Origin of the sequence: Spirosoma validum (genome assembly GCF_014699035.1) — a bacterium.
GTDB classification, from domain to species: Bacteria; Bacteroidota; Bacteroidia; order Cytophagales; family Spirosomataceae; genus Spirosoma; species Spirosoma validum.
This window is the reverse complement of the sequence record NZ_JACXAA010000008.1, coordinates 325781-345949: the sequence shown is the minus strand read 5'-3', so window position 1 is coordinate 345949 and position 20169 is coordinate 325781. Positions and strand designations below refer to the sequence as shown.

The window sequence follows — 20169 nt, the reverse complement described above, 5'->3', positions numbered from 1 at the left end:
TTGTTCGGCTGATCCACCGGTGTGGTAGTCTCCAGACTTTGCTCAACCTCATTTTTCTTAACCATGCATCAACTTTTCAAATTATCGTTCATTGCTTCCGTATTGCTGGTAAGCACAGCCCCATGCCTGTTTGCTCAGGAAGAAGAGGACGACGAAGAATCGAAAAAGGTCGTTCCGATCGACAAGAAGTACGAAACCGAAGTCAGTACGTTAGCGAAACGGCCAGCGGTACAATCGGCTTTTAAAATCTTTACGGAGCTGGAACCCCAGACCAAGCAGGATCTTATTACGTTAACCGAAATTCCATCTCCCCCTTTCAAAGAAGCCGAACGCTCTAAAAAGTATGCGGCTATGATGAAAGAAGCAGGGGCAGATTCAGTCTGGATCGATGAAGTCAATAACGTAATCGCCAAACGCAAAGGAAAATCCGGCAAGAAAACAGTGGTCGTCGAAGCGCATCTGGATACGGTTTTCCCGGCAGGAACGGACGTAAAAATAAAGGCGAAAGGTGATACGCTTTATGCGCCCGGCGTTGGCGATGATACTCGCGGCTTAGCGGCTGTTCTGGCTGTTCTGAAAGGAATGGAAAAAGCCAAAATCGAAACCGATGCCGACGTACTGTTTGTGGGTGCCGTGGGCGAAGAAGGCCTGGGCGATCTGCGGGGCGTTAAGCATTTACTACGTCAGGGTGGCCCTAAAGTAGATTCATACATCGCTGTCGACGGACACGGTATCGAAAGCATTACGCACCGGGGCTTGGGCTCACATCGCTACCGCATTACGTATAAAGGTCCGGGTGGACACTCATACGGGGCCTTCGGTATTGTCAATCCGCACGGAGCGTTAGGCAAAGCGGTTTATTATTTCACTACCGATGCCGACAAATTCACGCGGGAAGGCGTCAAAACGACCTACAGTGTCAGCGTGATTGGCGGTGGTACGTCAGTGAATGCCATTCCGTACGAGTCATGGATGGAAGTCGACATGCGGTCGGAAAGCAAAGAAAAACTGGCGGGTGTTGATAAGCTTCTGCAAGCCGCCGTTCAACGGGCGCTTAAAGAAGAAAACGCCATGAAACGGAGTGGTCCCGACCTTACGGTTGAGGTGAAACTGGTTGGTGATCGTCCATCGGGTCGTATAGAACCCACTATTCCGCTGGTACAGCGGGCCATGGCAGCGTCTAAATACTTCCAGGCCGAACCTAAATTACGGGTAGGCTCTACGAATGCCAATACGCCCATTGCTAAAGGAATTCCAGCGGTTACCATCGGTAGTGGCGGTACGGGTGGAGGAGCGCATTCGCTGAAAGAATGGTGGCTGAACGACAAAGGTGTTCTGGGTATGCAGCGTATTTTACTCGTCTTACTGGCTGAAGCCGGCATGGCAAACTGATTGCATTGTTGATGTGGTGTCAAAGAAGTATCTGACTCCAAGAAAAGAAAGTTTATTCTACTGACTCATCAATATAATCTACCTCTCTACTATGAAGCTATCTATTCAAAAAATTACCCTTTATCGGGTAGGACTCTTACTGTTGGCGGTTCTGCTGGCTGGCGTACTCGCGATTGCGCAGGTGCCGAAACCGGCCGACGTATTTGGTTTTGAACCGGGCGCCGACTACAAACTGGCGAATTACAAAATGCTGATGGACTACTACCAGCGTCTGGACAAGGCCAGTAATCGGGTGCAGATGGTGACTATCGGTAAATCCGTGCTGGGTAAGCCGATGTACCTCATGATGGTATCCAGTGAAGCCAACATGAAGCAGCTCGATAAATGGCGTAACATCAGCGAACAGCTTTCCCGCGCTAAAATCGACGATAAAATGGCCCGTAGTCTGGCCGCGTCTGGTAAAGCGATTATCTGGATCGATGCAGGTATGCACGCTTCTGAAGTAGCCTCGGCGCAGATGCTGCCTGAACTGGCTTACCGGATGGCCACCGAAGAATCACCGGAAATGAAGAAAATCCGAGATCAGGTGGTGGCTCTGCTGATGGTCGAAATGAATCCCGATGGTTTGGATATCGTAGCTGACTGGTACAAAGCCAACCTCGGTACGCCTTTCGAAACCACCCAACCACCCTGGCTGTATCATCACTACGTTGGTCACGACAACAACCGCGACTGGTTCACGAACAACATGCCCGAGACAAAGGCTGTCTCGGAGGTTTTATACAATCAGTGGTACCCGCAAATCGTCTACAATCACCACCAGACTTCTCCAGCCTGGACCCGTATTTTCATTCCGCCCTTCGCCAATCCCGTCAATCCACAGATTCACCCTGGCGTAACGGCTGGTGTCAATATGGTTGGTACGGCTATGGCCAGTAGGTTTGCTATGAAAAAAATGCCGGGAGTTGTTTCGCAGTTGCGCTTTAGCATGTGGTGGAATGGCGGTATGCGGACCGTGCCGTATTACCATAACCAGATTGGCATTCTGACCGAAACGGCTCACGCTACGCCATCGCCACGTTTTTACCCCCCCGATTCGTTACCCAAAACCGTGGGTGTGGGCGTAACGGCTTTAACGACGGGTACGGATATTTTTTACGCCGATCCCTGGAAAGGTGGTCAGTCGCGCTTCCGTGATGCTGTCAATTACATGGAAGAAGCCTCGATGGCGACATTGGTCCTGGCAGCCGACAAACGCGAAGAATTCCTGTACAACATCTACGTAATGGGTCGCGATGCGATTGAATCGGCCGGAAAAAGCAGACCGTATGCCTACATCATCCCAACCGAGCAGTGGGACAAAAGCGAAGCGGTCAATCTGGTAAATATGTTCCGCCAGAGCGGAGTCGAAATTCACCGGGCTACGCAGCCATTTCAGGCGAATAACACTACGTATCCAGCGGGTTCGTACATCATTTACGGCGCTCAGGCATTTAGCCCCTACGTAGTGGATTTAATGGAAAAGCAGGTTCACCCCAATCAGCGCCTGTATCCCGGTGGCCCGCCGATTCCTCCCTACGATCTGGCCGGATGGACGTTACCAATGCAAATGGGCGTAACGGTCGCCAAAACCAGTGCTACGTTTAAAGCGGATGCCGAATTGGTAAAAGGATTCGCGCCTTTCGTGGCGGGTCAGGTTGCGTCAGGTGCCGGGTATGGCTACGCCCTTTCGCGCAACCAGAATGCCAGCGTAAAAGCCGTTAACCGGTTATTGAAAGACGGCGAAATCGTTTCGTTCATGCCCTCCGAATCAGGTAGTTTCCTGATCGAAAAAGGCGCGTCAACCGATGCACGTATTCAGGCGCTGGCGAAAGAATTAGGCGTAAGCTTTACGGCAGTTGCCAGCAAACCAGCAACAACGAGCAAACCCCTGAAACTGCCCAAAATTGGCCTCTATAAATCCTGGGTAGCCAACATGGACGAAGGCTGGACGCGCTGGCTGATGGAACAATACAGTTTCCCCGTCGATACGTTACACGATGCCGACATTGCGAAGAAAGACCTCTCAACCTATAGCGCGATCATCATTCCTGATCAGGAGTCGAAACGGATTCTGAACGGCCATGCACCGAATACCATGCCTGTTCCTTACGTAGGCGGTTTGGGTCTAGGCGGTACGATGGCGTTGCAACAGTACGTAACGAATGGCGGCACGTTGGTTGCCTTCGACGGTGCCAGCGATTTCGCGATTGAGTTGTTTGGCTTACCTGTTAAAAATGCTACGGAAGGTTTGTCGAGCCAGCAGTTTTACATTCCCGGCTCACTGATCCGCACGGTTATTAATACGAAACATTCGCTGGCGTATGGCATGCAGCCCGAGGTAGCGGCTGCTTTCTCGAACAGTCGGGCGTTTGACGTTATCCGTCAATCGCGGGAAGGCGAAGGTGGACGAGAAGACACCAAAATGGCACCTAATCCTACTGTCGAGGTGGTTGCCAGCTACGCCAAAAAAGAGCTGCTTATGAGTGGCTGGGCGTTGAATGAAGACAAATACATTGCCGGAAAACCGGCTGTCGTCCGCGTACACCAGGGCAAAGGTAACATCGTTATGTTTGGCTTTAGCCCCCAGTTCCGCGGACAACCCAGAGGTACGTATAAGCTGATCTTCAACGCGCTTTACGAAAGTACATTACCCAAAAGCGCGGTCGAATCAAACACAAAAAGTGAATAGTAATTTGACGTAGTAAAGCCTACGCGGAGCATAACACAAGAGCCCGAACGTTTTGAACGTTCGGGCTCTTGTGTTACTTCATACTACCTGATTACTCATCATCTGGCGGAACTGTCGCAGTTCGCGCGCTTTCTGCTTAATGTCCAGGCCATATTTTTTGAGAATACTGATAGCTAAATTTTGTTTGTGAACTTCATCAGCGCCATCCCAGATACGGGCGCCCCGCTCGTGCCGATACATCGCCGACAGGACCGTATCATCCGTAACACCCAGCGCACCATGCACCTGAATGGCCCGGTCAAGTACGCGTAGAAACGCATTCGCTACGTAGAATTTGATGGCAGAAACAGCGTCGCGTACATTACTCACCCCAACAGTATCAATCATGTGAGCCGTGTTCAGTACGTAGAGTCGGGACGCATCGATCTCAGCGCGGCTTTCGGCAATGAAATCCTGAATAAATTGCTTCTCGCCCAGCATAACACCCTCTTCAATCTCACGCGTAGCCGCTCGTTTACAAAGCAAATCCAATGCTTTTTCGGCATTACCAATCCAGCGCATGCAATGGTGAACGCGACCGGGTCCAAGTCGTTCCTGCGCGAGCCGAAACCCCATCCCCTCTCCACCAATCAGGTTCGAAACGGGTACACGGCAATCCGTATAGGTCACTTCAGCATGACTGAACCAGCCTTCGCCTGCTTCGCCAAAAACAGGGATGTTACGTTCGATAGTAAAGCCTGGTGTATCGGTCGGAACGATGATCATACTGGCTCGTTCGTGGGGCGCTGCTTCAGGATTCGTAACCGCCATTACCACCGCAAACGCGGCCCCATCGGCGGAAGACGTGAACCATTTACGCCCGTTAATGATGTATTCATCGCCATTTCGCACGGCAAGGGTAGCCATACGCGTTGGGTTTGATCCGGCGAAGTCAGGTTCGGTCATAGAAAAGCAGGAGCGAATTTCACCCGCCATCAGCGGTTTCAAATACCGTTCTTTCAGTTCGGGCGATGCGAATTTGTGAAGCAACTCTGTATTACCAATGTCGGGTGCCTGACAGCCAAATACGTAGTGACCGAAAAACGGAGCGTGCGCCAGGACCTCGCTTATCTGCCCAAACTCGCAGAGTGTCAAACCGTGCCCCGGTCCGTCGTCACGGCCCTCCTCTTTGGAAAGATGCAGCCCCCACAACCCGGCAGCTTTAACCAGTTTTCGTTTCTGGTCAAGAATTGGAATCAGCGTACCAAGTTTGTTATGAGAAAAGCCGTCTTCGAGTGGAATGAGTTCTGACTGAACAAAGTCGCGAACCTTGGCCAGCAGTGGTCTGACGCGTTCTGTAGTGAAAATTGTTTCCATAGTTAACATACCTAACGACAGGCAAATTATGGTATTATTCTCACCTAAAATAGAGCTACCGATAAACCATAAATCGGGTGTATGACCTATAGCTGATCATACACCCGATTTAAAAAGCGGCTAAACTCAATCTTGCAGATTATAAGCCTGTTTGACCGACGCGTAATTCTTAAAATCGACAGCTCCGGAACGGCCTCCTTTCGTACTTCCGTAAGCAACAACGATCCGATATTGTGGCAGTGTTTTAACCATGTCGCGGTAAAACTGAGCGCTTTTGCCTGTCAGTTCAGGGATCGCTACGTTGCTCCGGGTTGTCATTAAATTCGTACTAATCCTTAGAAAATTCACCCCAAAGAGTTGATTGGCTACGTAATAGCTCGTAAAATCTTCGTCCTTGCTGGTGGTGCGGCCTGGAATTTTAACGTAACCAAAACCACTATCGGCCACTACCCGCTCCACTAGCTTTGTTTCGCCCGTGGCCGCATCGAATGTTTTCTGGCCAAGTTTGTAATAGATGTAGATAAGACCTTTATCAATGGCCTCCTGCGTAAGATAAGCATTGTCGGTTTTGTTATCATTGCCGAGGTAAACCGTACCATCCGTAAACAGGAAAAAAGTCCCGCTTACATCAACGGGTTTCCAGTCGCTATAAACAACATTGGGATTGCCCGCAGCCCCTTGAGCCCCTGTGGCTCCCGCTACGCCACTGACGCCAGCGGGGCCGGTGGTTCCTGCTGCTCCCGTGGCTCCGACAGCCCCGGTTGCTCCGGCGGGGCCAACGGGGCCTTGTGGCCCTTCGGGCCCTTTACACGAAATAACCAGCATTAGCAAAAGAGCCATTAAGCCAAGCCCAGGCTGACCAAAATACGCAAAACGCGTTTTCATAAGTTTACCGATATAAGAGTGAATCGAAAAAGAGTAGACGTGTGAATAAAGCAGTGGCCTTCCCCAGAACCCAGTGCAACAATGGTTTTGGAGAGGAAGACGACCTACTGAATTAATCCGGCAGATTGAACGTCTGTTTGACCGATGCGTAATCGGTGAAATCAACGGCTCCGGTACGGCTTCCTTTTACGCTCCCATAGGCGACAATGATTCGATACTGAGGCATGGTTTTAATCATATCCCGGTAAAACTGTGCCGTTTTCCCCGCCAGGTCGGGCACAATGGTACCATTCTGATTCGTATAGATGAAAGCACTGAATTTCAGATAGTTTGCACTAATGAGTTCATTGCCTATGTAATAATTTATGTAGTCCTCGTCTTTGTTCGTAGTCCGACCCGGAATTTTGAGCCAGCCGAATCCATTCGTAGTGAGAATTCGTTCAGCTAATTTCATTTCGCCCGTAGCGGGATCGAATGTCTTCTGTCCGGTTTTGTAGTATATATAAATAATGCCTTTGTCGATAGCGTCCTGGGTAAGCAGGGCATTGTCGGTTTTAGTGTCATTGCCGAGGTAAACAGACGAATTGTCGGGGTAAGCGTAAAAGTTTGTGCTGACATCAACGGGTTTCCATTCGCTATAAACAATGTTGGCATTTCCCATTGGTCCCTGCGCCCCCGTGGCTCCTGCTACGCCACTAGCCCCGGCTGGGCCAGTAGCGCCCGCTGTTCCAGCGGCTCCGGTAGCCCCGGTTGCTCCCGTAGGTCCAGCTGGTCCCTGCGGTCCGTCGGGCCCTTTACACGAAATAACCAGTGTGAGTAATAGTGTGAATAATCCCAGGGTAATCTGAAAAAGAGATGAGAAACGTGGTTTCATAGTTTTTACTTAGTTAACAGAGAAATAGAAAAAAGAGAAATTAAATAAGAAGTAAGGTTAGAAGCCTAGTGCTCCTGCATTACGTGGCAAACTTCGGCTGCCTTACATCCGGAGGCAATGGGATATTTGCCCACCTCAACAGGGGATTTTCCCATATTCTCTCAGGTGGATAAGAAGCGCAGAGGATCGTTGGCTACGTTCTTTCAGGGTCAGCTGGCTATACGACGGTATGTGAAGACCGGACCATGGCGAGGGCGGCAACGAGTAGCGAAGAGCCGCCAGGCAAATCGGTGTAGGTTCATGGTTGAGAAAGGTGTGGATGAGCGGATAACGCAACAAAGTTGGGTGATCTGAAGACCCAACGCCATACCGCGAAAAGGGTATTTTTTAGACTGGACAAATCAGCGTACTTTGTCAATATCCACCTTAAGACTGTCCGAATTTTGTGAGATTGATACGATTTCTACTGCCTCTGGTAGCGCTGGGCTGGTGGCCATTCAGCAGTCAGGCGCAATTTCAGCCGCTTCCTAAACTATCCATTAATCGACGGGCCGATGGGGCTTACATGGATAGTCTGGCGCAATTGGCGAAACGGCAGTATCACGCCCTGTCAAAAATGCCCCATACGGTTCAGCATGACACCCTTCGCTTTCAGGCACTTTATTATCTGGGCGGGCTGTATAAATGGTGGTATAGCCGCCGGGACAGTACGTTACATTTTAGCAATGAGTTAATTAATCAGGCGCGCCAAAGCCGAAACATTTATTTTATCGTGAATGGCAAGCTTCTTCAGGAAGAATACTATCGCAATGGCGCTTTGAATACGCCACAGGCGCTTCGACTTAATTTTGAGATGCTTTCCCTACTCCCGAAGACTAATCTGTATGATGGTTTACGGTATCGGATAAACATGAACCTGGGTGATTTATACAGCATCACAAAAGATTACACCAATGCGCTCCATTACCTCGATCAGGCGCATCAATTACTGCTGCATGGCTTACCAAATGTCGGAGCGAACGGTATAACTGCGCTTCGCGGAGCGATTGAACAGCATATAGGAGCCGTATATAAACAACAGGACAATTTCGTTGAGAGCGAGAAACACTACGTAGCAGCGGAGAAGCTTTTGGGAGACTATGCGTCTGAGTCGAGTCGGGCATTTGTTTACGATGATCTGGGCGAACTCTACCTGAAATACAAGCGGTATGAGCAGGCCCTTCACTACGCTAAAAAAGCAGAAGCGATCTGGGACCACATCAAAACGCCAGCCGAATCGCATAGCTGGGGTACACTGGCCTGCGTCTATGCGGGTTTAGGACAGGATGAACAGGCGGTCCACTATGCTCAACAGGTACTCGGACTACCACAACCCAATAAGTTTATTCGTGAACAAGCTTACATGGCCCTTTATCAGGTTGCCGAGCATCAGAAGGACTGGAAAAATCTGGCCTTGCATTATAAAAAATACATCGTCGTTCGTGACTCCATAGCCGAGAGTCAGCACAGTCTGGAATTAGTATCTATTGAAAAGCAGGCCGAATATGATCGCTTGGCCTTGCAGAGCCAACAGCAGCAACAGTTACAGGCTCAACGGCTATTGACCCTGCAAAAACAAGCCGAACTGGACCGGGTGCGGGCCAGTGCTGAAGCAGACGCCTTCGCCCGAAAAACCCGATTGAGTGAACAACAACGTTTGCTCGACAATGAACGGGCAAAAACCCTCCTGAACCGTCAGCAGACAGCTCAACGGTTTCAACAACAGGCATTTGAGCAACAGGCCTTGAAACAGGAAAACCGATTTCAGCAAAACTTCATTCTATTCAGTACCAGTTCGTCGCTGCTGCTGCTGGGCGTGTTGATACTACTCCTTTTTCTGGTCCGACTACGGAAACGAAAAGCAGAAGCCGATCTGCGGCTGGCCGAAGAGCGGAAAGAAGTGGATGCGCGGATCATCCATACCCAGGAAGCTGAACGCCGACGTCTGGCCGCCGATCTGCATGACGACCTGGGTGGTACGCTCGCTACGCTTCGACGGCGTTTAGACGACATTCGCCTGCATCTGCACGAACCAGAGGCCGCCCAGGCGTTCGATGCACTTCAACCGCTGATTCAGAAAAGCAGCGATGATCTCCGGCGGATTGCACACAACCTGATGCCCCCCGAATTTTCCCGCATCGGTCTGCTCCACACGATTCGGCAACTTGTACAGAGCCAGCCCGCGCAGCCAACGCGCTTTAGCTTCATTACGTCCGGCCCTGAACAAAAACTCCCCTTAGAAACTGAGCTAAACGCGTATCGTATCGTTTCGGAATTACTTCAGAATATTAGTAAGCACGCCCAAGCCAACCAAGCGGCTGTTCAGCTTCTTTACTACGATGATCGGTTGACAATCACCGTTGAAGATGATGGTCTGGGGAGTCAGTCGGCTTCTTCAGAATATGGACATACCGGAATTGGTTTGAAAAATACTAATTTAAGGGCTGAATATATCGGAGCGACGCTGTGGCGGGACGTAAGTGAAGCGGGTACACTCGTCGTTCTGAATATTCCGTACTCAACGTCGGTTTATGCTCCCCGAATTACCCAGTCGGCTCCTCCTGATTGATGACCACCGGCTTTTTAATGATGGCCTGAAAAGTCTCTTAAATGAACAACCCGACCTAGTGGTCTGCGGGCAGGTCTTTCAGGCAAGCGAGGTCATACCAACGATCCACCTTACTAGTCCCCATATGGTCCTGCTGGATGTAAATCTGCAAGGCACAAATGGCATTGACCTTGGAAAAACCATTGTTGGCAATTATCCTGGCGTGCGGGTACTCATGCTGACGATGTATAATCAACCTAAACTTTTAGACGAAGCTCGACGAGCCGGTTTGCACGGCTATCTGCTCAAAGATGCCAGTAGTATCGATCTGTTACGAACGATTCGAACGGTTCTAGCGGGACATACGTACTTCGATTCGTCGCTTACTGATCCAGTTTCACTCGCTAACGACCCGTTCGGCGACGACTTCGCCCGCCGACTTAACCTGACATTTCGGGAAGTTGAAATCATCGCCCTGATTCGGGAAGGGTTGAGCAACGAGCAAATTGCCGGACGGATCCATTTAAGCATCGAAACCGTGAAGACTCACCGTAAAAACATTCATTTTAAGCTGGGAATTAACAAAGTCACCGATCTGATTCAGTTCGCCATCCGGCACAGCATCTAGGCTATGAGGCTATAAATCATGACTTTGATTGTAGATTCAATGCCTCACTACGTCCCTGTAAGCCCCCGGTGTGCACCGCCACCACAGTAGCGCCAGTCTTAAAATACCCTTTCAAGGCGAGATCATAAATACCATACAGCATCTTACCCGTATACACCTGCTCCAACAACACACCCGTCTTACGGTCAAACGACTGAATGAACCGTAGTAATTCGGGCGTAGTTTTCGCATAGCCACCAAACGAATAAGCCGTTTCTAACTGACAACGGGCTATGTCATTACCGCTGATGGGAAGGTGAAATTCAGTAGCATTCAACGATAGAAAACCCAATACATTCATCCCATCTGCGGTCGATTGCGCTAAACCGGCTAACGTACCGCCCGTACCAACCGGACAGCAAACGTAGTCGGGTTTATCGCCTAATTGATCAATAATTTCAGGAAGAATCTCCGCTGTACCTCGAATGGCCAGCGCGTTGGTTCCACCTTCAGGCAGTACGTAACAGGGGCCAAATTGATGCAACAGATCAGCCAGAAAATCCGGTTCGTCTTTGCGTCGATACTCGGTTCGACTGATAAAATGCAGCTGCATTCCGTAGGCTTCACAGGCCAGTAACGTTTTGTTACGTACCACCTTCGCCAGTTCCTCGCCCCGAACGACGCCGATGGTTCGGAAGCCAAATTCCTGTCCGGCTGCAGCCGTAGCATATAAGTGATTGGAATAGGCACCTCCGAAGGTTAACAACGTAGTAAATTTCTGTTCACGAGCCGCGAGGAGATTGTACTTGAGTTTACGACACTTATTGCCCGATACCAGCGGATGAAGCAGATCATCGCGCTTCAGAAATAACCGGATATTTACTAACTCAGGAAACGGATTCTCAAGCAATTGCAGGGGCGAATTGGCGGGAAACGTATGCATTTGTTCACTAAAATCAGTCATCGTCCCGTAAATTCGCTAAACTTTTTGAGATAGTAGTATGACAGAAGCGGTCGAAGAATTTTCGGAAGAGGAGGAATTATACGAACACCACCGCATTGTGGTCGACAAAGGCCAAAGTCTGCTACGGATCGATCGGTTTCTGATGGATCGGCTGCCCAACGCTACCCGTACTAAAATTCAGGCGGCTATCGACGTAACGTCAGTTCATGTGAATGACAAACCAACGAAGGCCAGCTACAAGATCAAGCCACTGGATGTCATTACGATTTCGCTGCCGCATCCGCCCCGAGATACGGATATTCAGCCTGAAAATATTCCACTCAATATTGTCTTCGAGGACGATGAACTGCTGGTTCTGAATAAGCCCGCGGGTATGGTAGTTCACCCGGCTCACGGCAACTGGGACGGTACGTTAGTTAATGCGTTGGTTTATCATTTTCAGCATTTACCTACCTCACGTAATGGCAGCATTCGACCCGGCCTGGTACACCGAATCGATAAAGATACGTCGGGCCTGATGGTGATTGCCAAGACCGAATACGCCATGACGCACCTGGCGCGGCAATTCTTCGAGCACAGCATCGAGCGAACGTACAACGCCCTCGTCTGGGGCATACCAAATCCATCCGAAGGCACGATTACCGGTTATATTGGCCGGTCGGTACGTGACCGAAAAGTACAGACGATTTATGAAGACGAAGCAAAAGGGAAATGGGCCGTTACGCATTACAAAACCCTGGAAGAACTGCGGTACGTAGCGCTCGTGCAATGCAATCTGGAAACCGGTCGTACACATCAGATTCGGGCGCACATGAAGCACATTGGGCATCCGTTATTCAACGATGCGATGTATGGGGGCGACCGGATTCTGCGCGGAAATCCGGTTGGCAGCTTCAAAGCTTTCGTCGAAAACGCGTTCAAACTGTTACCCCGGCAGGCTCTACACGCTAAATCGTTGGGCTTCACGCACCCACGCACCCAGAAATGGCTTCAATTCGATTCTGAACTGCCGGATGATTTTCGGGCGGCTCTGGAGAAATGGCAGAAGCTAGTGGCTACAAACAATTGATGAGCTTGTATTAACTTTACCCACGTCTTTTTCTTAGACTATTCATACGTATCTGTTCACCATTCTCCGCTAAAAATGATATCAATTCGTCCTGGCACTCTTGAAGATATACCTGAAGCATTCGAGTTAGTTATGGAGCTGGCCGTTTATGAACGAGCTGCCGATCAGGTCACTAACTCAGTCGAACAAATGGCTCTGGATGGCTTCGGTCCCAACCCACTCTTCGGCATGATTATGGCCGAAGATTCCGATACCAAGAACATTGTTGGTATGGCTTTATACTTTTTTCGGTATTCGACCTGGAAAGGCAAGCGCCTGTATCTGGAAGATATCATCGTAACCGAAGCTTTTCGTGGCTACGGCATCGGCAAATTACTCTTTGACGCTACCGTCGACATGGCGCACGAAACCAATTGTACAGGCATGATGTGGCAGGTTCTGGACTGGAACGAACCCGCCATTGGCTTCTATCGCCAATTCGGAACCCGTTTCGACGACGGCTGGACGAATTGCCACTTAGACTTTTGAGCATAGGGGTAAGGGCATGGGGCAGAGGGTAAACGTGAAAATCTACCCCTCTGCCCCATGCCCTTACCCCTATGCCACCCTACCGATTTGTGATGCCGATGGCCATGCTGTTAGCTCGAGTGGGCACTTCGGTTCCGCTAAAATCAACTGTTACCGAATTGGCGTAGTTATAGCTGTCATCATTGGCCAGCGCGTTTCGCACACGTAGTGCCTGGCCCGTAGGTTTGTAAATCGCAGAAATGGTGTAGCGGCCAATTGGAATGTCCATAATAAAATCACTATCAAGCGACTTTTCGCCACCCTTTAATTTTAGCGTTTTTCCCGTCGATCCATCAATCAACGTACCTACTGGCTTGAATGTCAGTTCAACATTTTCGGTATCATACAGGCCATCGGCATTCAAATCGCGGTATAATTCGACATAACCCCCGTAATACAGGTTCAGACTTAGATCAGGGATATGGCCGGTTAGCTTCCACTGAAAATTACGTACTGGATTTTCCTCTTCCGAAAAGCTGTCTGGATTCTCCGGCTCAAGCTGGATTTTATAGACCCGGTTATTGTATTGCTTGAGAACATACCCTTTGGCTATCCATTGGCCTAAGCCCTTGACCAACTGAATTTTATAATTTCCATCGGCGCTGCTATTGGCTTCCGCTCCCCGGCCTTTCAATACAGTATTGTCGATGTAAACGGTAGCCCGCGACAGGGTATTCCCCTGCGGATCAGTGATTTTACCAATCACGTAGCCGGATTGGCCGTTTGATCCGCCCGAGTCGGGTTGCTTAGGCTCAGGAGGCTCTTGTTTACAGGCAGTGGTGGTAAGTAAACCACTTATCGAAAGTAACGTAGCAATGGCAAAAGGCCGGAAAGATTGTAACATGGTGTGGATTAGTTCGTTTTGATAACAGCACAAAAATGGTAGCTGATCATGCCCGATTTCAACCCACTCGTTAACGAATTGGGATATGGACCGTATCAACTGCATGATTGCAGGCATGATTTGCGGAAAATAAGTATATCTCCACACCCACCTCTACGTTTACCCCCTTCGCCCAAAAACTGTATCTTTGCGCATCGCGAATAGTAACTAAACATGACGTATCGTCAACAGAAAGCCATCCGCATTGCAGGTTGGGTGTTTTTAAGCATTTTTTTAGTAGCCTGTGTCGGAGCTGGTATTGCTTATTCCAAACGTGAAGCACTCCTAAAGACGTCGCTCGCCAAAGCCATTCGTAAGGCCAAACGCGACTACCACCTCGACGTTCGAATCGGATCGGCTAAATTTACTGGCCTCAGTTCGCTTGCTTTTACGGATATATCGGTCGTTCCCGAAGAACGTGATAGTCTGGCGCGAATTCAGCGGGTCGAAGTAGCAGTGCGGTTCTGGCCGCTGCTGGCGGGTAAAATCGGGCTGTCGGGTATGACGCTTGAGAATGGATTGATTCAGGTTGTTAAACGCGATTCACTCTCGAACATTGACTTTTTGCTCCATCGGAAACGGGATTCAACAGCCGTTGCCGACCGGCCTGTCGAGACAACCCAACGTACTGACTTGTCTGACGTAGCGGAGAACCTGATTGATAACATCCTTTCCAAAATTCCTGACGATCTGAATATCAGTAATCTGGAATTTCGGGCAATGGATGATAAAGACAGCCTCAGCCTGCTGACACAAACGGCGGTAATTAAAGACGAAGACGTTACGTCGACAATCAAACTCAATAGCAATCAGGCAACCTGGCACGTAACGGGTACAGCCGACCCCGCCGACCGCGAATACAATCTGGCGCTGTATGCGGAGGGCCAGGATGGACGTCCAAAACCGATTGAGTTGCCTTACATCGAAAAGAAATACAAGCTTAAATTACAGGCCGATACGTTGCGAGCTGAACTCCGGGATGTTGATCGCTCGGGGGGTGAATTCCGGCTGGAAGGTGCTGGTTCTGTCCGAAACCTACGGATCAATCATCCTGCCGTTGCCCGTACTGACGTAGTGGTCAGCCGGGCCGCCATCGATGCGAATCTGTTTGTTGGAGAAAATTACGTTGGGGTCGATAGTTCATCAACCCTTCATCTGGGGCAGGTCAGCGCACGGCCGTTTGTGAAGTACACCCTCAAGCCCACGAAAATATACGAAGCTCAGTTGCATACCGATGCGCTGGATGCTCAGGCGTTGTTCAACTCATTCCCGCAGGGCTTATTCGAGTCATTGGAAGGGATGCAGGTAGCGGGTAAGCTTAAATACGACATGGCGTTTCAACTCGATACGTCTATTCCCGACTCGGTCAAATTCAACTCGGGCCTGACATCTGAAGGCTTTAAGATACTAAAAATGGGGCCGACGGATTTGGGCGAGATCAACCACCCGTTTGTGTATACGCCTTACGAAAAAGGAAAGCCTGTACGGGATATTGTTGTTGGCCCTGCCAATCCAGACTACACTCCCCTGGAGCAGATTTCACCCGATTTACGTAACGCCCTCCTAACGTCGGAAGATTATAACTTCTTCACACACAAAGGGTTTAACGAAAAAGCCTTTCGGGTATCAATTGCCACGAATTTTAAGGAGAAATCCTTTAAACGTGGTGCCAGTACGATTTCGATGCAGCTGGTTAAAAACGTTTTCTTGAACCGGAACAAGACGCTCTCCCGAAAAGTAGAAGAGATCCTGATTGTCTGGCTGATCGAAAATGAGCACATCGTTCCAAAAGCCCGGATGTATGAAGTGTACCTGAATATCATCGAGTGGGGACGTAACATTTACGGCATCGGTGAAGCTGCCCGTTATTATTTTGCTAAAAGCCCGTCCGATTTGAGTCTGGGTGAGAGCATCTTTCTAGCCTTCGTCGTACCTCGCCCGAAAGCAGCGTTGAACTGGTTTGTGCCGGGTGGCTACCTTCAGATTCGAAACGTAAGAGGATATTTTAAATTAATTGGCCGTATTATGGCGCGCCGTGGTCTGACAACCCCTGATTCCGGTGCATACGGCTTCTATGACGTTCGCTTGCGGGAAGGACTTCGTCGCGAAGTCGCTCCCGTGGATTCTTCCTTCCAATCGGATAGTCTGTTTTTACCCGATCCCAATGGTGAAGAAATTGACAATGAAGAAGAAGGAACGGGTATTGGTGGTTTCTTTCGCCGACTGTTTAAAGGCAAGAAAAGCGACGATAAACGTACCGATGGTGACCAGACCGTGCAGCCCGATCCATCAAACCCATCGCCCGCTGAAGTTGCTCCGACCGATACCGTCAAGACACGCAAACAACTTCGGCAGGAACGACGTGAACGCAAACGTCTGGAGCGGGAAGCACAAAAAGCATTGGAAACTTCGCAGTAAAGTCGTTACGTATGAAAGCGCTCATAAGACTAATTTTGCTCATTGTTATTGTGGGCGGTATTGTACTCTACGTTGTCTCCCGACAAAACAATACATCGTTTACCCCCCAAACCATCGACCTGGCCGTAGATTGTTCAGACCTGGCTAATGTCCTGGTCACGTCAACAGTCAATGTGGAAGTGAGGAATTTATCCTCCCGTTCGCACAGCGATATATCCGTACAGGTCAGGGCGTTTGATGACAACGGGACTATGTTAAAAGAAAAGTACACGACATTTTCCCGCACATTACTCCCGAATAGTCAGTTCGATAAACCCGTTACGTTGCCCGCTGAAACCAAACGCTGCGATTGCAAAATTGTTAGCTCACAGCCCGGTAAATAAGCCGTGTTACCACGGTGGTGTCAGGTTTTCGAACCTGACACCACCGTGGTAACACGGCTTATTTACCCGTTATCGTTACGGATTTATGCAGATACGTATCGCTTTCGAGTTGATCGAGCAGAAAAGCGGCTACGTCGGCACGGCTGATGCTTGGCATAGAAAAGGTAGAAAAAGGAAGATGTTCGCCAAGTCGATATTTTCCCGTAGCAGGCCCATCAGTCAGGCGAGTGGGTCGGGCAATAATCCAGTCCAGATTACTTTCCCGAACAGCCTGTTCCTGTTTTTCTTTTTCATCAATTGCTCCGCTTAAGAGCGTTTTAATGATAAGTTTACTAGGCAGCGGTGCTTCTTCATAACTCGTCCCTACGCCCAGCGATGAAACAACCAGCAATCGACGAACGCCCGATAGTTTCATAGCATCCATCAGATTGATGGTGCCTCTGGCCACTGCTTCGTCTTTCTGACCAGGTTTACTACCAAGCGCGCAGAAAACAGCGTCCTGGCGCCGAACAGCGGGCAATATTGTCTCTGGTTTGAGTACATCACCAATCTCAACGGTCAAATTTGGGTGTTGAATGGTCAATTTCGCCGGATCACGGACGAAAGCCGTCACGTAATGTCCGCGTTGAAGAGCCTGTTCAACGGCTTGTTGCCCGGTTCCACCTGTTGCTCCTACGACTAAAATTTGCATAGGTATATAACCCCAAATTAGCTACTCGGTTCAAAAACCGTATAGGCTACGGTTCTAATAAATCAGGACGTCTTGCCTTCGTACGGGCCATTGCCTGTTCATATCGCCAATCGTCTATTTTGGCTTCATGGCCTGATAAAAGAATATCGGGTACGCGATGGCCTTCATACTCAGCCGGACGTGTGTAAACGGGAGGAGCCAGTAAATTGTCCTGAAAAGAATCCGTCAAAGCAGAGGTTTCATCATTCAACACACCCGGCAACAGGCGAATAATTGCATCCGAAAGTACGCAGGCAGCCAGTTCCCCGCCACTTAGTACGTAGTCGCCAATACTGATCTCTTTCGTAATAAACAGTTCCCGAACGCGCTCGTCTACCCCTTTGTAATGACCGCAGAGAATAATCAGATTCTGACGTAACGATAGTAAGTTAGTCGTTTTCTGATTAAGCCGTTCGCCATCGGGCGTCATATAAATTATCTCATCGTACGTACGCTCGGCTTGCAAGGACCGAATACAACGGGCGATCGGTTCAATCTGCATCACCATACCCGCTCCCCCACCGAACGCATAATCGTCCACCCGCCGATGCTTGTCGAGCGTAAAGTCGCGCAGGTCATGCACAATGAGCTCTACGTAACCGCCCTGTTGCGCCCGTTGAAGTATGGAATGCGCAAAAAAGCTATCCAGAAGCTTTGGTAAACAGGTGATAATGTCAATCCTCATCGGTATCGTCCGGGCTGAGTTCAGCTGTATCGCCGTCTATCTCCGGCTTCTGCTTACTGTCGTCTTCCATGTAAATGGCCAAAAGTCCGTCGGGTAGTGCTACGTTCAATTTCTGAGTAGCGCGGTCTATAGTCCTGACAATGTCGCTGTTGATTGGTATCAAAACCTCTTTGCCCTGATAATCCATTGCGATCAGATCTTGTGCGTTCATAGCGTAAACACCTCGTACGATCCCTAATTCGCCTTCATTCGCGTCAACAACTTGATAACCTACAATTTCGTGGAAGTAGAATCGGGTTTCGTCCGTAATGGGCTCTAATTCCTCCAGGGGTAAAAAAGCGCCACAGTTGATTAGCCGTTCAGCCTGCTCAATGGTGTCAATATCCTCGAAAGCAATAATTGCCCGGCTCCCCTTTACGATAGCGATGGACTCGATAAAGTACGGGATTAACTCGCCTTTTACCTCCAATAACACTGACTCCAGGTCGGCATATTCGGATGGGTTGTCAACATCTAAAAAAAGGACCAGTTCACCGCTTACGCCGTGGGTTTTGGTGATATGGCCTACCTGATAACAATCGTCTTTAGTCATACGGAACGCGGTTGAAAGCCGCCTGGAATGCGGGTTCCCACCCGCGTTACTCATAAAAAGAGCCTGTCCAGGAAAGAACAGGCTCTTCACTAACAAATTCTGAATAGAAACTATTCCGCAGCCGGTTTTTCTTCCGGAGCTGGAGTTGCTTCTGCAGTTGGTTCCTCCGTTGCTGGTGCAGCCGCTTCTACTTCCGGTGCTTCTTCGGCCGCTGGAGTTTCTACTTCAGCAACCTCTGCTACGGGCTCTTCAACTTTGTTTTTCTTGGCGATCGCTTCAGCACGCGCATCGTTAACCTTTTTCTCCGCTTCCAGACGAGCCGCACGAGCTTGCTCCTTGGTTTGAGTTTTGGTATCGGCAGCATTCGCTTTGCGATTCGACTTATCTTCTTGCCAGGTCGAGAATTTCTCGTCAGCCTGCTCTTGAGAGATAGCTCCTTTGTTGACACCTACCTGTAGGTGTTTGCGATACATCAGGCCTTCATGCGACAATACCGAACGTGCGGTATCGGTCGGCTGAGCACCTACCATAAGCCAGTGGATAGCCCGTTCTGACTTTAATACGACCGTCGAAGGGTCGGTGTTGGGGTTGTACGAACCGATTTTTTCGATAAACCGGCCATCACGTGGCGATGTTGATTCTGCCACTACGATGTCATACATCGCCATTTTCTTGCGTCCGCGACGCGCTAAACGAATTTTAACAGCCATTTGTGCTTGCTTGGTTTTGATGGGAGACGCATCTCCCCTGTAAAACGTGGCCGCAAAGGTACAAAAAATTTTACAAGGTTGTTTCCATAGGTTGAGAAATAACGACAAATGGTTATGAATAGGTGCTCTAGTCAAAACTTATTGATTGGGACAGTCCTACGAATCCGTCAAACCTTCAAAAACTTACACAATCATGTCAACAGTAGTAAAGACCGGCGAGATCAAAGTCGGTAAAATGAGTGAGGCTATCGATGAGGCAGCTACAATCTCTTTGACAGCGAGTCGGGGTCCATTCGACTTTCCTGAGCTTAAGCTTACCTGTGGCGTACAGTTTGGCCTTACTTTCAAAGATGTAAAAACGAAGCCGTTATCTGCTACTATAACCATACTCCCACATCTGGATAGCAAGTATAACACAACGATTTCAAAGGAGACGGCTACTACGTTTAAGGCGATAGACAATGCCATAAAAGCCCAGGCGATTGAGTGGAACATTACTGTGCCCGATAAAGCGCTGGCCTATGCTACCTTTTCAAAAGTTCAATTTCTGGATCTCGAACGCGACGCCATTGTTTTTGTTACCAGTAATAAAACAGGTGACGTACGTATGTATCTGAAGAATCCCAACGGCACGCACGTCTGGTACAGCGATGCGAAGGTAGCCTACTGCAAAAAAAGCAAACTATTTGTTCTTGATAGCGAAGGCTATTCCATGTACATTGATTTAGGCATATAG

The 20169-nt window shown here is 49.3% G+C and carries 18 protein-coding genes; 9 read left to right on the top strand and 9 right to left on the bottom strand.

Annotation, left to right across the window (positions count from 1 at the left end):
- The first annotated feature begins 63 nt into the window (after nucleotides 1-63).
- Nucleotides 64-1392 (top strand): M20/M25/M40 family metallo-hydrolase, encoded by a 1329-nt coding sequence (locus IC230_RS21845; protein ID WP_191041171.1) that lies wholly within the window; start codon nucleotides 64-66, stop codon nucleotides 1390-1392.
- Nucleotides 1393-1483: 91 nt separating this feature from the next.
- Nucleotides 1484-4123: a M14 family metallopeptidase gene (locus IC230_RS21840; protein ID WP_191041170.1), complete on the top strand. Its 2640-nt coding sequence runs from the start codon at nucleotides 1484-1486 to the stop codon at nucleotides 4121-4123.
- Between the two features lie 78 nt (nucleotides 4124-4201).
- Here IC230_RS21840 and IC230_RS21835 read toward each other — a convergent pair whose 3' ends face one another.
- From IC230_RS21835 to IC230_RS21825, 3 genes are all read right to left on the bottom strand, one after another.
- On the bottom strand, nucleotides 4202-5479 hold the full coding sequence (locus IC230_RS21835; protein ID WP_191041169.1) for an acyl-CoA dehydrogenase family protein: 1278 nt from the start codon (nucleotides 5477-5479) through the stop codon (nucleotides 4202-4204).
- A gap of 126 nt (nucleotides 5480-5605) precedes the next feature.
- Nucleotides 5606-6364, bottom strand: coding sequence for a hypothetical protein (locus IC230_RS21830; RefSeq protein ID WP_191041168.1), 759 nt, complete (start codon nucleotides 6362-6364; stop codon nucleotides 5606-5608).
- A 112-nt stretch (nucleotides 6365-6476) separates the two neighbouring features.
- Nucleotides 6477-7238 (bottom strand): hypothetical protein, encoded by a 762-nt coding sequence (locus tag IC230_RS21825; RefSeq protein WP_191041167.1) that lies wholly within the window; start codon nucleotides 7236-7238, stop codon nucleotides 6477-6479.
- Nucleotides 7239-7683: 445 nt separating this feature from the next.
- On the opposite strand from IC230_RS21825, the gene IC230_RS21820 reads away from it, so the two are divergent.
- Nucleotides 7684-9846, top strand: coding sequence for a tetratricopeptide repeat-containing sensor histidine kinase (locus tag IC230_RS21820; protein ID WP_394355501.1), 2163 nt, complete (start codon nucleotides 7684-7686; stop codon nucleotides 9844-9846).
- The gene (locus tag IC230_RS21815) at nucleotides 9809-10453 is read left to right on the top strand and encodes a response regulator (protein ID WP_191041166.1); all 645 of its coding nucleotides are present in this window, start codon (nucleotides 9809-9811) and stop codon (nucleotides 10451-10453) included. Before IC230_RS21820 ends, IC230_RS21815 begins: the two co-directional genes overlap by 38 nt.
- A gap of 16 nt (nucleotides 10454-10469) precedes the next feature.
- On the opposite strand, the gene IC230_RS21810 is transcribed toward IC230_RS21815, so the two are convergent.
- A complete protein-coding gene (locus IC230_RS21810; RefSeq protein ID WP_223860757.1) occupies nucleotides 10470-11375 on the bottom strand; it encodes a 1-aminocyclopropane-1-carboxylate deaminase/D-cysteine desulfhydrase in 906 nt (301 codons plus the stop codon).
- A 58-nt stretch (nucleotides 11376-11433) separates the two neighbouring features.
- On the opposite strand from IC230_RS21810, the gene IC230_RS21805 reads away from it, so the two are divergent.
- Nucleotides 11434-12465 carry an RluA family pseudouridine synthase gene (locus IC230_RS21805; RefSeq protein WP_191041164.1) on the top strand — a complete coding sequence of 344 codons (1032 nt, stop codon included), beginning with the start codon at nucleotides 11434-11436 and terminating at the stop codon, nucleotides 12463-12465.
- A 75-nt stretch (nucleotides 12466-12540) separates the two neighbouring features.
- Nucleotides 12541-12993, top strand: a complete 453-nt coding sequence (locus IC230_RS21800; protein ID WP_191041163.1) for a GNAT family N-acetyltransferase — start codon at nucleotides 12541-12543, stop codon at nucleotides 12991-12993.
- A gap of 79 nt (nucleotides 12994-13072) precedes the next feature.
- On the opposite strand, the gene IC230_RS21795 is transcribed toward IC230_RS21800, so the two are convergent.
- The gene (locus IC230_RS21795; protein WP_191041162.1) at nucleotides 13073-13876 is read right to left on the bottom strand and encodes a carboxypeptidase-like regulatory domain-containing protein; all 804 of its coding nucleotides are present in this window, start codon (nucleotides 13874-13876) and stop codon (nucleotides 13073-13075) included.
- A gap of 213 nt (nucleotides 13877-14089) precedes the next feature.
- Here IC230_RS21795 and IC230_RS21790 point away from each other — a divergent pair, with 213 nt between their 5' ends.
- Nucleotides 14090-16333, top strand: a complete 2244-nt coding sequence (locus IC230_RS21790) for a transglycosylase domain-containing protein (RefSeq protein ID WP_191041161.1) — start codon at nucleotides 14090-14092, stop codon at nucleotides 16331-16333.
- A gap of 11 nt (nucleotides 16334-16344) precedes the next feature.
- Nucleotides 16345-16716 (top strand): hypothetical protein, encoded by a 372-nt coding sequence (locus IC230_RS21785; RefSeq protein ID WP_191041160.1) that lies wholly within the window; start codon nucleotides 16345-16347, stop codon nucleotides 16714-16716.
- 58 nt (nucleotides 16717-16774) lie between these two features.
- Here IC230_RS21785 and IC230_RS21780 read toward each other — a convergent pair whose 3' ends face one another.
- From IC230_RS21780 to IC230_RS21765, 4 genes are all read right to left on the bottom strand, one after another.
- On the bottom strand, nucleotides 16775-17407 hold the full coding sequence (locus IC230_RS21780; protein ID WP_191041159.1) for an NAD(P)-dependent oxidoreductase: 633 nt from the start codon (nucleotides 17405-17407) through the stop codon (nucleotides 16775-16777).
- 46 nt (nucleotides 17408-17453) lie between these two features.
- Complete coding sequence (gene trmD, locus IC230_RS21775; RefSeq protein WP_191041158.1) at nucleotides 17454-18131, bottom strand: tRNA (guanosine(37)-N1)-methyltransferase TrmD; 678 nt, start codon at nucleotides 18129-18131, stop codon at nucleotides 17454-17456.
- Entirely contained in the window at nucleotides 18121-18723 is a 603-nt protein-coding gene (gene rimM, locus IC230_RS21770) for a ribosome maturation factor RimM (protein WP_191041157.1), read from the bottom strand. Before rimM ends, trmD begins: the two co-directional genes overlap by 11 nt.
- 110 nt (nucleotides 18724-18833) lie before the next feature.
- Entirely contained in the window at nucleotides 18834-19433 is a 600-nt protein-coding gene (locus IC230_RS21765) for a 30S ribosomal protein S16 (protein ID WP_191041156.1), read from the bottom strand.
- A 193-nt stretch (nucleotides 19434-19626) separates the two neighbouring features.
- Here IC230_RS21765 and IC230_RS21760 point away from each other — a divergent pair, with 193 nt between their 5' ends.
- A complete protein-coding gene (locus tag IC230_RS21760) occupies nucleotides 19627-20169 on the top strand; it encodes a hypothetical protein (RefSeq protein ID WP_191041155.1) in 543 nt (180 codons plus the stop codon).

Coding starts and splice junctions, on each gene's coding strand:
- IC230_RS21815 (WP_191041166.1), top strand. CDS start 9,809: ATGCTCCCCGAATTACCCAGTCGGCTCCTCCTGATTGATGACCACCGG.
- IC230_RS21805 (WP_191041164.1), top strand. CDS start 11,434: ATGACAGAAGCGGTCGAAGAATTTTCGGAAGAGGAGGAATTATACGAA.
- IC230_RS21795 (WP_191041162.1), bottom strand. CDS start 13,876: ATGTTACAATCTTTCCGGCCTTTTGCCATTGCTACGTTACTTTCGATA.
- IC230_RS21800 (WP_191041163.1), top strand. CDS start 12,541: ATGATATCAATTCGTCCTGGCACTCTTGAAGATATACCTGAAGCATTC.
- IC230_RS21845 (WP_191041171.1), top strand. CDS start 64: ATGCATCAACTTTTCAAATTATCGTTCATTGCTTCCGTATTGCTGGTA.
- IC230_RS21765 (WP_191041156.1), bottom strand. CDS start 19,433: ATGGCTGTTAAAATTCGTTTAGCGCGTCGCGGACGCAAGAAAATGGCG.
- IC230_RS21810 (WP_223860757.1), bottom strand. CDS start 11,375: ATGCATACGTTTCCCGCCAATTCGCCCCTGCAATTGCTTGAGAATCCG.
- IC230_RS21790 (WP_191041161.1), top strand. CDS start 14,090: ATGACGTATCGTCAACAGAAAGCCATCCGCATTGCAGGTTGGGTGTTT.
- IC230_RS21830 (WP_191041168.1), bottom strand. CDS start 6,364: ATGAAAACGCGTTTTGCGTATTTTGGTCAGCCTGGGCTTGGCTTAATG.
- IC230_RS21785 (WP_191041160.1), top strand. CDS start 16,345: ATGAAAGCGCTCATAAGACTAATTTTGCTCATTGTTATTGTGGGCGGT.
- IC230_RS21825 (WP_191041167.1), bottom strand. CDS start 7,238: ATGAAACCACGTTTCTCATCTCTTTTTCAGATTACCCTGGGATTATTC.
- trmD (WP_191041158.1), bottom strand. CDS start 18,131: ATGAGGATTGACATTATCACCTGTTTACCAAAGCTTCTGGATAGCTTT.
- IC230_RS21780 (WP_191041159.1), bottom strand. CDS start 17,407: ATGCAAATTTTAGTCGTAGGAGCAACAGGTGGAACCGGGCAACAAGCC.
- IC230_RS21835 (WP_191041169.1), bottom strand. CDS start 5,479: ATGGAAACAATTTTCACTACAGAACGCGTCAGACCACTGCTGGCCAAG.
- IC230_RS21760 (WP_191041155.1), top strand. CDS start 19,627: ATGTCAACAGTAGTAAAGACCGGCGAGATCAAAGTCGGTAAAATGAGT.
- rimM (WP_191041157.1), bottom strand. CDS start 18,723: ATGACTAAAGACGATTGTTATCAGGTAGGCCATATCACCAAAACCCAC.
- IC230_RS21840 (WP_191041170.1), top strand. CDS start 1,484: ATGAAGCTATCTATTCAAAAAATTACCCTTTATCGGGTAGGACTCTTA.